This is a genomic window from Natronoarchaeum rubrum (assembly GCF_024494695.1).
In genome coordinates this window covers 106,019-119,339 of the sequence record NZ_JANHDP010000005.1, presented here as the reverse complement: position 1 = coordinate 119,339, position 13,321 = coordinate 106,019, and the positions used below count along the sequence as shown (strand labels likewise).

Sequence of the window (13,321 nt, the reverse complement as noted above, 5' to 3'; positions counted from 1 at the left end):
AGTATGACCGTTTTGCTGTCGAGAGTGGCGAATATGAACCTCTCAGACGACAGGACGCGGAGATGGCGATATAATAACTGGAGGGTAGACCGCGATCGAGAACGGCAGAAACCGGATAGAGCGCCGCTCTGTGTGGGAGTGTATCCGAATGCGGGTGTCATCCCGATTGCTCGGGCCGAATAGGCGTCTTTCCGAAAAGCTGCCAGGAGTTGTATAGTGATTGTTCTGGACCGGGAGGTCCTCTATAGCCCATTCAGCCGTATATCGTGTTCGATAGTAATCGGTGGGGTCGTCAGCAATGTGACTCAGAGTGAGCAATAGCCTACGCAGTAGTGGTTTTCAATATATTTTCCGGACGGCCAAAGAGATGTATCAGTGCGCGAAATCCAAGATCTGCATCCGGGGTTCCACAGACGAGAGTGTGACGCCGCTGTTAGTCGGTTACCCTAGTCGCGGAGTCGGCTAGGGTCAACTACCCCACCCTACGCGCCTTCGGCGCTTTGAGGGTGGGGCTTGTCCGTGAACTCGGCCTCGAACCCATCAGGGTAGGCGGTAAATCCGCGCTTTGGCTTCACCGTTCCAGACTTTAGGGCGAGCTGACTGTCGCCCGTCCGCCGAGACGACTGTTGGCCTCGACGGACGTACCGCATACCGATGTTCTTCGCTGCGTTGTAATCCGCGTTCGCTTCCGACTCGCACTTCACACATCGGAAGTCAGTGCGAGTCGGGCGATTCTCGTCTGCCGTGAATCCACACTCGGCACACCGCTTCGACGTGTACGCCGACCCGACTTGCGTCACCGAGATTCCGACCGATTCGGCCTTGTACTCGACGTATTCGTAGAGCGTTCGGAACGCCCACGTGTGCCCCCACGACGCGCCGGTATGGTCGCGGATGTGGGTTAAGTTCTCGAACGCAATTACGTCACAGTCGTAGCGGAGTGCTTCGTCTATCAGCGTGTTCGACGCCCGGTGGAGAACGTCGCGGACGTAGCGAAGTTCCCGACCACTCGACTGAACGAGGGTCCGATGGGCGCTTCGCGTCCCGGTCTGTTGGAGTCCAGCGCGTACCGTCTCGAATTCGCGGAGGTCGTGGGTTAACTCCCGCCCGCTGACAAAGGAGGCGGTGCTGGTGACGGCGAGGTTTTCGATGCCACGGTCAACCCCGAGAACCGTTCCGTCCTCGGCGGTGTTCCGCTCGGTATCGTTCTTGTGTCGGCGGAAACCGATATGTAAGAAGAACTCGCCATCTCGGGCGGTGAGCGTACTTTCCGTAACGCTCCATTCGTCCGAGTCGAGATATTGACGCTGATAGCCATCATTGGCGTCGGGAAGGTCGAGCGGACACCGGACCCGACTCTCCGTTGTAGAGAGGGAGACGGTGCCGTCATCGAACACCGTCATCGTCCGCGTATCGTATTTCACGGTCGGTGCGGTGAACGTGGGCTTGCTGACCTTGTTGCCCTTCGACCGGCGTTCGATACAGCCGGTGATGGCTTGCGCGGCTTGGTGGGTGGCGAGAATCGCGTGCTGGCTCCCGAGGTCGGTGTCTTCGCGCACAGAATTGTAAGCGAGAGGTTGCACGTCACTCTTGGTGTTGCAATGCCCCCACGCGAGGTCTGTGGCGATTTGGCACCCCCGTTTCCACTCGGTGATGGTGTCTTCGAGCAAGTCGCGTTGCTCGCCATCTACCGAGAGGTGGGTGATTGCCGTCCGACGCACGTAGTCGTCTGCCACATGTTCAATGTAGCTCCGTGGCTATTTATAGATGGCAGAAATGCCCAGCTATACGAACGCGCTCCTCCCCTCCCTACCGCTCGCTTCGCTCGCGCTTGAGGAAGGGGACTCCGCGCTACCGCATCAGCTGAAACAGAACCGCGAGTCGAGAAGACGTACGCAGAGACAACAACTCTCGAAGCCTCGTTTCGAGTGCATCTGGGATTCGCCAAAGGATGCCGACCGGTCCGCGATTACGCTGCTTGGATGAGGCGGCATCTGGCTGCGCCCATTCGTGACGGTGCCCGTCAGACGTCAGCGCCTCTAGCGCCTACCGCCCTGCCACTACGCCGGAGTCGGTCAGCAACGCGTTCGGGCGTCTGGACGTACGCGAGCGTCTGCCGGTACCATCCGTAGGGCGACGGTTCGACGCCCGAATCGGTCCGGTCGAACGTGACTGTCGCCGCGCCCGTGCCGGGCGGTCCCGTCCAGACGGTTCGTTCGACGGAGACGTTTCGGATCGCGTTCGATGGGACGCGCCACTGAACGGCGTCGAGTCGCGCGTCGTATGCGACCAACTCGTCGTCGTACAGGCGGTACTCCATCGCTCCGAACGCCAACTCGAAGTGAACGATCCCCGCGAGCCCGAAGCTGATCGCGACGACGACGAGTGCGATGCCGGTCGCGACGACTGACGCCGCCAGTCCAGCGGTGTAGGCCACGACGAATCCTCCGACGGATAGCAGAGAAAGGGCTGCGAATCGAGAAAAGACGTTGAGCACGTCCAGCTCGATCCGAGGAAGGATTCCGTCGATCATCCCCGCGATCCAAACCGCACGCCGGTCGGGCCGAAACCGTTCGATCGGTCGTCCCGCCGGCTCCGGAAGTACGACCGAGTCCGCGCCAGTCGGCGTCGCATTCCGGCGTATGCCGTACGCGATCCGTCCCACGACGAGCGCGATCGCCACCGCCGAAAAGCCGGTCGAGGGGTCGAAGTCGGCGCCGGCATGAACGGCGTCGACAGCGACGACCGGAAGCGCCATCAGAAACGTTATAGGCCATCGTACGCCCGGGAGGACCCGCTTGGCTGGCGGGCGGTCCGAACGGACAAACCGCCGAAAGAGCCAGCCGTGTTTCACGACGACCGCAAGACAGCCGGCAGCCACTATCGCGATCGTCGGCTGCGACCGAATCGTGAACGGCGGATCGAGGAGAGTTGTCGTCAGACCGACGACGAGGCCGGTCAGAGACACGGCGGCGACGCCAATCACGCCCGGTTTGAGATTGTGCACCGCGACCGGCGGCAGCCAACGAACCGGCTGGACGGTCCCGAGCTTGGGGGTCAAAAATCGCAACGGGTTCGGGTCGCCGTTCGGGAACATTGCCGGTGGTTCCGTCGGCGAGTACTCCTCGCGCGGAGCCGCAACGACCGTCTGACAGAAGCGCCGAACCGTCCCGCCGATCAGATCACCCCAGTAGAGCACTAAGACGACGTACAGCGGAAACGGGGCGACCAGAGCCGCCACGAGCGCAACGAGGTCGACAGCCAACGTGATAGGTCGGAGAGAAATGTCGGTGATCCTACCACACATCGTATAGAATCTGCTTTCAGGATTGTAAAAATCTACTGTAACGATCCGGGCGTCGTCGGCCCGAGAGAGTACAGTCGATAGCGACCGCATCAGGTTCTCAACCACCGCACACCGGCTGAAGAGGTCCGGAACTGGGCCGTGATTTCGAAAGTATTATTTAATTGTTTTATTTCAATCCGTTTATGATGGCCCTCCAACATCAACTCGCGGGACGAGACAGGCGCTGTTCTGGAAGCGCTCTCGACGAGCACTTCTACGACCAGCTCAGCAGTAAAAGACTGTCTCGCCCAGATGATCGCTTATGAAGCTCAGTGTCGAAAACATCGGAAAGCAGTACGGCGAAGGGACGTGGGGAATCCGTGACGTTTCGCTCGACTTCGAGGACGGAATCCACGGTCTGCTCGGGCCGAACGGAGCGGGAAAATCGACGTTGATGGGCATTCTCTCGACAGTCGTGACGCCGACGACGGGAACGGCGTACTGGAACGGAACCGACATCGTCGAGTCGCCCGAAGTCGTCCGGTCCGTGCTCGGATATCTCCCACAGGAGTTCGGCGTCTACCCGGATCTGACGCTCGAAGAATTTCTGGAGTACGTCGCCGCCCTGCGAGGTCTCGACAGCGAGACCGCAAGCGCCCGTATCGACGAGATGATCACGCTAACGAACCTCGTCGACGTCCGCAAGCGGAAACTCAAGACGTTCTCCGGCGGGATGAAACAACGGGTCGGAATCGCTCAGGCGCTGCTCAATGATCCAGACCTGCTCATCGTCGACGAGCCGACGGTTGGTCTAGATCCAGAAGAGCGCGTCCGCTTGCGGAGTGCGCTTTCGAACACCGCGACCGACCGGATCGTGCTCCTCTCGACGCACATCGTTCCGGACGTCGAAGCGACCGCGAACAAGCTCGCGATCCTTGAGGACGGACGGTTGGTGACACACTCAGCGGTCGAACAACTCATCGAGCGAGTGTCCGGGAGAGTTTACGAGTGTCTCGTTTCACAGTCGGAGGTCACCGACCTCAGGGAGCACTATCAGGTGTGTAGCACCGTCCAGCGTTCGGACGGCGTCAAGGTCCGGTTGATCGGCGAGACACCGCCGACAGACGCGGCCGAGTGCGTCCCCGCTACGCTCGAGGATGCGTATCTCGACGCCGTCGATCATCCGACAGAGGTGTGACATGCGTCGAGTGTATCACGTCGCCCGGGCAGATTTCCTTCAGCGGGTACGGTCACGCCGGCTCGTCGTCGTTCTCGCGATCGTCGCGTTCTTCGGATATCTCGTCAACGTCGGGCAGATCGAACTCGCGTACCAGATCGAGAACGGCGACGCCCTGACGAACGTCCGCGGCGCGAACACGGCAGCGTTCGTCGGCCTGAAGGCGGGGATGACCGGGTCGATGGTGCTGCTGTTCGGCGGCTTCTACTTGATGAAAGGAGCGGTCGGTCGGGACCGAACGTACAACGTCGCTCGGTTGGTCGCGAGTACGACGGTGTCCGACCGGACGTATCTCCTCGGGAAGTGGGTGAGTAATATCGGTCTCGGCGTCGTCGTTCTGGTCACGCTCGCGATCGCGACGGTCGTCAATCACGTCGTCCACGGCGTCGGACCGACGAAGCTGGTGGCACTGGTGGGACCGATCTTCGTGCTCGCGCTGCCCCTGAGTGCGCTGGTCGGGGCGGTCGCGGTGCTGTTCGAGTCGGTCGATCGGTTGAGCGGCACGCTCGGAAACATCGGGTACTTTTTCCTCGCGACGTTCGCACTCGCCGGGCTGCAGTCTGCGGCGGGGCAGCTCCCGAGCGAGATGCCACTGTGGGTCAAGTCGGTCGATCTTATGGGTCACCTCAGCGTCTACGCGCTGACCGCAGATGCACTGCTCACGGCGGTCCCGGATGCAGGTGGCGTGCTACCGTCGTTCGGAACGCTCACCGGCGACGGACCGACGTTCCGCTACGAGGGGCGATCGTGGCCGCTGTGGGTGTACGCGCAGCGGGCTGGACTCGTGCTGCCCGCCATCGGGACGATCCTCGTGGCGACGCTACCGTTTGAACGACGACCGTCCGAGGCCGATTCCAGAACGGGAGGCTGGCGATCCCGGCTCGCAACGCTGGTGCCGACAGTCGACCGTGGTGGCGACGCGACGACGGAGGCGTCCGATCCACCGGCGGTCGAGTCGATGTCGTTGACGCGGGTCGAAACCCGAACGGCCTGGAGCTTCTGGCGACTCGTCGCAGCGGAGACCCGCCTCGCAGTTCGCGGACGACGGTGGTGGTGGTACGTCGGCACTGGGGCTCTCATCGTCGCGCCAGTCGCCGTCCTCGCGACAGCAGCGTCCGGCGACTCGATCGACCTCGCCCGACGGGTGCTGGTACCGCTCGCGTTCATCTGGCCGATTTTCGTCTGGTCCGAGTTGGGCGTACGAGTGACAAATCACCGTATGACCGATCTCGTACTGTCGTCGAATCATCCGATCGGACAACTCCTCGCGGAGTGGGTCGCCGGCGTCGTCGTGGCTGTCGGGGTGAGTAGCGGGCTGCTCGCGTTGTTCGTCGCTACCGGCCAGATCGGCGCGCTGGTGGGAATCGCAAGCGCTGCGTTGTTCGCGCCGTCGCTCGCGGTCGCGGCGGGCGTCTGGAGCCGTTCGTCGTGGCTGTTCGAGATGTCGTATCTGTTGGTGTGGTACGTCGGGCCGCTCAACGGCGCCGAACCCGTAGATTTCGTCGGAACCACCGCCGCGAGCGTCGGTACGGGCGTACCGTTCGTCTTCATGGGTCTGAGCGTCGTGCTGGTCGGGACTGCGCTGGCGCACCGGAAGATGCTGCTCCGGCGTTGAGGAGCACAGCTTCGCGAGTTGTCGACGCGCGCTGCGATCAGGGGCGTCGATCACGAGAGCAAGTCTTCGCCGGTATCAAACAGAGCGGCTCTGTTGAAATCCTCAGAGAGGTACAGATTCGTCCGGTAGTCCGACCGAATGCAAGTCCTCCCAAAATCGCGGTTGCTCCAGTTCGTTGAGCAGGCATTTCACTTGACTCGTCGAGCTGTCGCTCGCTACTCTTCGAAGTTCTCGAAACGGCGGTACACACTTCACCAGCACATCGTCCTGCTTTGTCTCAAGGTGCGGAAGAAGACGACGTACCGAACCCTGCTTGACGAACTCATCGAGATGCCTCGGATTCGGAGCGCCATCGATCTCGAGGAACTCCTGTCGCCCTCGACGTTGTGTAAACGTTCAACCGACTCGGTATGGCGGTTTGGCGTGTCCTGCTCAACCTCTCAGTCACGCTTCTCCCGACCAACGGTGTCGCCGGGATTGATGCCTCCGGATTGACCGCAATCACGTCTCAAAACACTACACAAAGCGTTCAAAGTTGACGATTCAGCAGTTGAAAGTCACACTTCTCGTGGAGACGAGAGCGAATGCTACTCTTGATATTCACATGACGACCAGAAGGTTTGCACGTTAGCCCGTGATGTGGGTGTTCGTCCGCTCCCGACACTGGTGGAAGCAATTCCGAGAACGTACCATCGTATCCCTCACACCCAACTTAGACCGGAGTCCTTGATTGATTCTTGAGCCGAACGGTACCGGATTACAGAGTTCACAGTGGACTACAGACCAGTAAAGTTATACCGACAAAGAGTAAAGGTACATTTACATGGTCCTCTCAGACAATGGAACAGATGACACAGTCGGTGTCCTCCGTCTCGGCTTCGTTGCCCTTCTTGCACCCGCGGGGCTGTTCGGTGGAACCGCACTTGTGTGGTTTGGAGAGACTCTCCTTGGGGTCGGAGCAATCGTCATCGGTCTCATAATGATCGGCGGAGGCTATCGACTCTACCGTGCGATCGAGCGACCAGATGTCGTCCGCGACGAACGCCAGAAGGAGGCGCAGTACCGCGCAGGATTTAACGCATTCTGGTCAATGGTACTTATACCGTCACTGTATGTCGCGTTCGCCATGTTCCTCCCCGAAGTCATCACCGATCAAATTACACAATGGGGAGGATTCGAGCTTGCGTGGCCAGTGAGCCTCACCTGCGGTTTCGTAGTTTATTTCGGATCAGTAGCGTATTATCAATTCTCTGGGTTGTAGATGTCAGTCAAAAACGATCTGAAGGTCTACCGTGCGAAGCACGATCTCACGCAAGAGGAGCTAGCAATTGAGATGGACGTTTCCCGTCAGACAATTAACGCTATTGAGACAGGTAAGTATAATCCGAGTTTAGAGTTGGCCCTGAAAATCGCTGATCACTTTGGTGTCCAAATTGAAGAGATATTTTGGCTGACCGACCGCTGAGAACGCGCAGCTGTAGGGCGGCTGATTTGATGACCCACACCGAATGTTGTCGCTCAAATAGTATTTCAACAGAGCCAACAGAGCAGGTACAGTCACGACGTTCGATGCCTGTTTCGCCGTCTGAGACACGAGGTCGGACTTGAATACGAGCCGGCACGACCGGCCGAGCATGAACCACCTCACCTCCCGATGCGCCGATATCCAAACAGACCCCGCTCACGTTGCACAGCAGTTGCGAGAAGAACGGGCTGTGAGCACCCGATACCAGTGAGCGGTGTCGAGAAATCGCTGGCAAACGCCACACTGTACGTCGAGTGGATCCGGCTGAGACACGTCGATGGCAGCTGAAACGCGCCTCGATCGGCGGTCGATCCTCGTCGGGTTCGTCGGCGCCGGACTCGTCCTCTCCGCGCTGCTCTGGCTCGTCGGTATCGACGGGATCGTCGCACAGTTACGCCGGGCGCGGCCCGCCGTCATCGCGATCCTGCTTGGACTCATCCCGCTCTGGCTCGTCGCCTGGGGGCTCTGTCTGCACACCGTTCTGCGCGCGATGGGGACGCCGACCTCCCGACGACGGTCGGTCGTCGTGTTCACCGCCGCGACCTTCGCGAATCAGGTAACCCCGTTCGGACAGGCCGGGGGCGAACCGATCAGCGCGTTCCTGATCTCCGAGGCTGCCGACACGGAGTACGAGAACGGATTGGCTGCCATCGCGAGCGTCGATACTCTGCACTTTTTCCCCTCGATCGGGATGGGGGTCGTCGGGATCGGGCTGTTCGTCCTGCGCGGGCTCGACTTCGGCCGGAACCTACTCCTCGCGAGCGTCACCGTGGCGGCGCTCCTCGCCGGATTCGTCCTCGCGTTGACGCTCGGATGGCGGTTCCGCGACCGGGTCGAAGCGACCGTTCTCTCGGTGCTGCCGCCGATCATCCGTCGGGTTGGACGGACGGTGCCCCGCGTCAGCGCGCCGACGCGCGAGGAAATCAAACATCGCGTGGACGGCTTTTTCGCTTCGATCGCACGCATCGCCAGCAACCGTCGACTTCTGATCGTTGCCGGCCTGTTCTCGTGTGCCGGGTGGCTCACACTGGCGATCTGCCTCTGGATCTCTCTCGCGTCGATCGGCGTTACGGTCCCCTTCGTGGCGGTGCTCGTCGTGCTCCCCGTCGCGAGCACCGCGGGAATCTTCCCGCTCCCGGGCGGGATGGGCGGCGTCGAAGGGGCGTTTATCGTACTGGTCGTCGCCACGACGGGAGTTGCGACGACTGCTGCGACGGCCGCCGTCGTCATCTATCGAGGGGCGACCTACTGGCTGCCGATGCTGGTCGGCGGCGGCATCGCCGCCGTCATCGTGGACAACCTGTATCGCGGTCAGTGATCGCTGCGAGTCCTCAGCGACCCCGACAGTCGTCGTACTGGACTCCGCTTTGGTAGCGTGGAGCGCCGACGGCTGGGGAGAGCTGTGACGCTAGTCGTGCTGGTCTGTACGGCGTGTTTCTGGCCGTGCGACACTGGGTCCGGGGTTATACGATCATCGTGACAACCCGGGTGTATGCCCTCACTGCACCGATATCTTCTGACCGCCGGCATCGTCGCCTTTGCGCTCGCCGTCGCTGCGATGATGCTGCTAGACGATGTCCTGGGATTCGGGGCGCTGCTCTCGGTTCTCGGTACGATCTTCGACACGCGCGTGTGGCTCGTGATCGGCGTCGCGGTCTTCGCAGCCTCGTTGCTGTTGTACGTGTGGTCGCTGTTTCGAGAGGACCCCGATGCGCTGGTCCGTTCGGGCCGGTCTGTCGAGGCGCTGGTCCCCGTCTACGGCGAACCGGAGATCCTGCACCGCTCGGTCGAGCACCTGGCAGCCTCGTCCTACGAGGACCTGACGATCACGATCATCTGCGAACCGGATGACCAGCCCTCGATCGACCGGGCGGCCGAGTTAGCGGCCGACAACGAGCGCGTCCAACGTATCGTCAACCGTCGTCCGGGATCGAAGGCAGGTGCGCTCAACGACGCCATCGAACGCAGCGACGCCGACGTGATCGCGATGTTCGACGCCGATCAGGAGCCCCACCCGGAGCTGATCGCCCACGGGATGGCCGCGTTAGAAGCGGACGACATCGCGCGGATCCGGAGCCTTCCTCGGCCTACGGGCCTCCTGGAATCGATGGCGTACTACGAGTATCTACTGCTCTTTTTCCTGCCACAGAAGCTCGCTCGCTCTCTGCTCGGACTCGGCGTCGTTGGCACCCGCAGTGTCCTGATCGAGCGGTCGGTCTTCGACGAGGTGGGGCAGTTCGACGAGGGCGCCCTGACCGAAGATATGGACTTCACCCATCGGTGTCACCAGGCCGATCTCTCGATTCGAGAGCTGTCGTACTACCCCTGTTTCGAGGAGGCGGCCCACACCCTGCGGGACTGGTGGGGCCAGCGAGTTCGCTGGATAACCGGCCACGTCTCCGTTTGCCATCGTCACATCCGCGACTGGCGCAACCTACGCGACCCGGCGTACCTGAGTTCGCTACTAACACTCGTGGGGACGTTTGTCGTCGGGGTCGCTCTCTCGATGACGGTCCCGAAGCTCGTGCTCGCGGCCATCGCTCATCCCGCATTCGTGGCCGCGGGTCTGGGCGGCATCTACGGCAGTACACTCGCAACGCGGGCACTCGACAACTACGCCGCCGGCACTGATGGGCTCGATATCGGGTGGGTTCTCATCCCGGCCGCGCTGACGCTGTTCGGACTCGTCGTCGTACGAGTCATCGCCAGCTACGCCGTCGGTCGGAACACCACCTGGTATCAGGTCGACAAACACGCCTGACGGACCGCTAACACGGTTCAAGCGACGGATGCCGCTTCACCCGCAGAGTCCGCCCACCACGCCGTCGACGCCGCTCGGCGAAGTAGAAGCCGACGTTTGAAATCATATCTAAAGTATCATTAAACTTAAGTGATTGGAGGGAGATCATTTTGATTGGATCATGGACTTACAAGAGTTCACGGAGTCCAACGCCCCCGATGACGGCGGCGATGGATTCCAGAAGGAGAACAACCGGCTGCTGGACATCCCGCTCGACGGCACGGTGATGGTCAAAGCGGGGTCGATGGTCGCCTACACCGGCGACATGACCTTCACGGGGAAATCCTCGGCAGAGGGCGGTCTCACCGGGATTGTCAAGGAGGCCGTCAGCGGCGAGGGAACGCCGATCATGGAAGCGGAGGGACACGGCCATCTGTATATCGCCGAGCAGAGCAAGAAGGTGCAAGTGCTCAGCCTCGACGAGGGAGAGTCGATATCAGTCAACGGAAACGACGTTCTCGCGTTCGAATCGAGCGTCGAGTACGAGATCAACACCGTCAGTAGCATCTCGGGGATGGCAGCCGGCGGGTTGACGAACGTGTATCTCTCCGGTCCCGGAGAAGTCGCGATCTCGACCCACGGCGATCCGCTCGTGATCACGCCCCCGGTCTACACGGATCCCGACGCCACGGTCGCGTGGAGCGCCAACCTCTCGCCGTCGTTCGAGATGAACAAGAAACTGGAGATCGGGCAGACCTCGGGCGAATCAATCCAGATGGAGTTCACCGGCTCGGAAGGGTTCGTCGTCGTCCAGCCGAACGAGGAAGGGTCGGTTACCCAGGCCTGATCGAGTCGAAGCACGGACGTGCGTGCGCAGAACTGCTCGATGCTACTGGAGATCGGCATCGGCCACCACTCCGAATCGCGACCCGGCGGGTTCGAGACAGCACTGCCCATCTTACCGGGACATCACCCATTATTCTGATATGTTTCACGTCTCTCGCCGAGATGGCGAAGGACACACAGTCACCGGAGGTAAAGCGGTTGGTGGTGTTGAAATTCCAGTAGTACAACGCCGTCACCACTGAAACAGCTGTTAGGTGAGTATGCGAGTGTATCATCTACCACGTTAATCCCCAATATTATACGCCGAACCGACCAATGGGACTGTATGTCAGATGACGGGACAGGGTCTCGCGGCGGTGTCTATACCCGACTGCCATGGAGTGTACACCTCGGTCTCACACTGCTTGGTTTCGTGTATATGGTGGCGATACTGACAGACACCATCAAAGACCCGATTCCGGGCGATGTCTGGGCAGTCGTGTATTTTGCAGTGGCTGCCGGCCTGCTCGTGCGCGCAGTACGTCTACACCGACAGGCGTGAGAGATACACTTCCTGTACCTACCACATTTCTTGACTTCTTCCAGTGGTTGTGTGATTCAGAATACGGAACAGTAGATCGGCGTGTGTAATGTTAGCTAACTCACTCCGGACCAATCAGTCTCCCGTGACTGAGGTCTTATCTGCATCAAATACGTTTTATTAGTAAATACTCAATCGGCATCCACCGAGATGACTGGGAAACGGCTCCGACTCTTCGCCGTCGTCCTCCTCTCGAACCTTGTTCTCTTCCTTGGAGCACTCCTCTCTCAAAGCCAGTACGTACTCGCTGTTCTCATCGCTGTCGACGCAGTATTCGGGATTGTTCGCATACTCTTCGAACGACTGGCGGCCGGTCGCCCGCGCGGTGACGTCGTACCGGCCATGACACCATATCGATTGCTAGAACCCCTCTACGAGAAGGTACTGGACAAACGAGGATGGTTTCGGATCTCCGAGCACCTGCCGCCGCTGTACCCACGGAACCTCCCATTCGTAATTGACCAGTGGGTCGTATTCTTCTGGTTGCTCCCGATAGTTGTATTGACGGGAGTCGGGTTCAACCCGCTGGAGAGAGGTCTCTCCCTCTCGATGTTGCCTGCGCTCTGTCTGTTTGCTACCAAGCACTACCTCATTGTAGACACGTGGGAGTCGCTGGGAGTCTACGAGGACGCCACAGCACGGACAATCCGCCGTAGTCGAGATCTCTTCTTCACCGGGCTCTTAGCGTGCGTCGCTGTCTGGATGCTCTCCAGAGCGACCCCAACTGCCGCATATGTCACCGCCACAACACTGATAATCCTCATCCCGAAGTTTCTTTTTGACTGCCGCGAGGCCGGTATCGGTCCGTGGCCACTTACGTTCGACCCCAGCAGCGATACCGTCGCGCAGTCGTTGGTGACGCCGGACGACGAGCCTCACCACGTCTTCAAGAATGACGGACGGGTGGTCCGTAATTGGGGGATCCACGACGGTATTTCGTACACCGTTATCCTAGGGATCTATCTTGGCGGGTTTCTTGCGCTGATTGGCGCGTGGGTATACGTGTCCGCGATGATGATGTTCCTCGGCGTCGCCGTTGCCGTCATTGTAGCACCGCTGATCGCCGTCCCGACGACGCTCGCCGTCTTCTGGCTGGGACGCGCCAACATCGAGTACCGGATCTACGATGACGCACTCGTTGCGTACGACGCCCATCTCGATGCACCACAGTGGGTCGTTCCCTTCGCAGATGTTCGGTCCATCTCGATCGAAGACAATACACTTGGCTGGACAGTTCTGGGTGTGTGCAACTCGATCCATTGTGAGAAGTACCCGGTCAAGATCGAGTGTGCGGAGAGTGAGGATCTTCGACTGAGGTGTCTCGAGGACCCTGAAAGATTTGTACGAGTCTTCCAGGAAGTAGATCAGACGCATCGGGAGCGAAGGGCTACTAGCGCGTAACGTTTGAACTGGATGGCTCTGTTGAAATCCGTAGTGAGTTACAGATTCAATCGAAAGTTTGGGTGAACCGCCTCGGGGTCAAGCCCCGAGG

The 13,321-nt window shown here is 60.2% G+C and carries 11 protein-coding genes and 1 pseudogene; 10 read left to right on the top strand and 2 right to left on the bottom strand.

What is annotated here, in order from left to right; translation table 11 throughout:
- Positions 1–482: 482 nt before the first annotated feature.
- Both NO931_RS14135 and NO931_RS14130 read right to left on the bottom strand, forming a co-directional pair.
- Positions 483–1,736 (bottom strand): RNA-guided endonuclease InsQ/TnpB family protein, encoded by a 1,254-nt coding sequence (locus NO931_RS14135; protein ID WP_256392995.1) that lies wholly within the window; start codon positions 1,734–1,736, stop codon positions 483–485.
- Positions 1,737–2,023: 287 nt separating this feature from the next.
- Positions 2,024–3,412, bottom strand: coding sequence for a hypothetical protein (locus NO931_RS14130; protein ID WP_256392994.1), 1,389 nt, complete (start codon positions 3,410–3,412; stop codon positions 2,024–2,026).
- A gap of 196 nt (positions 3,413–3,608) precedes the next feature.
- On the opposite strand from NO931_RS14130, the gene NO931_RS14125 reads away from it, so the two are divergent.
- The 10 genes and pseudogenes from NO931_RS14125 (at position 3,609) to NO931_RS14080 (ending at position 13,230) form a co-directional block, all read left to right on the top strand.
- A complete protein-coding gene (locus NO931_RS14125) occupies positions 3,609–4,484 on the top strand; it encodes an ABC transporter ATP-binding protein (protein ID WP_256392993.1) in 876 nt (291 codons plus the stop codon).
- A gap of 1 nt (position 4,485) precedes the next feature.
- Complete coding sequence (locus NO931_RS14120; RefSeq protein WP_256392992.1) at positions 4,486–6,138, top strand: hypothetical protein; 1,653 nt, start codon at positions 4,486–4,488, stop codon at positions 6,136–6,138.
- Between the two features lie 138 nt (positions 6,139–6,276).
- Positions 6,277–6,757 (top strand): annotated as a pseudogene (locus NO931_RS14115) (transposase); the annotation flags it as partial.
- Positions 6,758–6,961: 204 nt separating this feature from the next.
- The gene (locus NO931_RS14110) at positions 6,962–7,399 is read left to right on the top strand and encodes a hypothetical protein (RefSeq protein ID WP_256392990.1); all 438 of its coding nucleotides are present in this window, start codon (positions 6,962–6,964) and stop codon (positions 7,397–7,399) included.
- Positions 7,400–7,603: a helix-turn-helix transcriptional regulator gene (locus NO931_RS14105; protein WP_256392989.1), complete on the top strand. Its 204-nt coding sequence runs from the start codon at positions 7,400–7,402 to the stop codon at positions 7,601–7,603.
- A 337-nt stretch (positions 7,604–7,940) separates the two neighbouring features.
- On the top strand, positions 7,941–8,981 hold the full coding sequence (locus tag NO931_RS14100) for a lysylphosphatidylglycerol synthase transmembrane domain-containing protein (RefSeq protein ID WP_256392988.1): 1,041 nt from the start codon (positions 7,941–7,943) through the stop codon (positions 8,979–8,981).
- 174 nt (positions 8,982–9,155) lie between these two features.
- The gene (locus NO931_RS14095; RefSeq protein ID WP_256392987.1) at positions 9,156–10,424 is read left to right on the top strand and encodes a glycosyltransferase family 2 protein; all 1,269 of its coding nucleotides are present in this window, start codon (positions 9,156–9,158) and stop codon (positions 10,422–10,424) included.
- A 160-nt stretch (positions 10,425–10,584) separates the two neighbouring features.
- On the top strand, positions 10,585–11,250 hold the full coding sequence (locus NO931_RS14090) for an AIM24 family protein (protein WP_256392986.1): 666 nt from the start codon (positions 10,585–10,587) through the stop codon (positions 11,248–11,250).
- A gap of 324 nt (positions 11,251–11,574) precedes the next feature.
- On the top strand, positions 11,575–11,790 hold the full coding sequence (locus NO931_RS14085; protein WP_256392985.1) for a hypothetical protein: 216 nt from the start codon (positions 11,575–11,577) through the stop codon (positions 11,788–11,790).
- 189 nt (positions 11,791–11,979) lie between these two features.
- Positions 11,980–13,230, top strand: a complete 1,251-nt coding sequence (locus tag NO931_RS14080) for a hypothetical protein (RefSeq protein WP_256392984.1) — start codon at positions 11,980–11,982, stop codon at positions 13,228–13,230.
- Positions 13,231–13,321 lie beyond the last annotated feature (91 nt).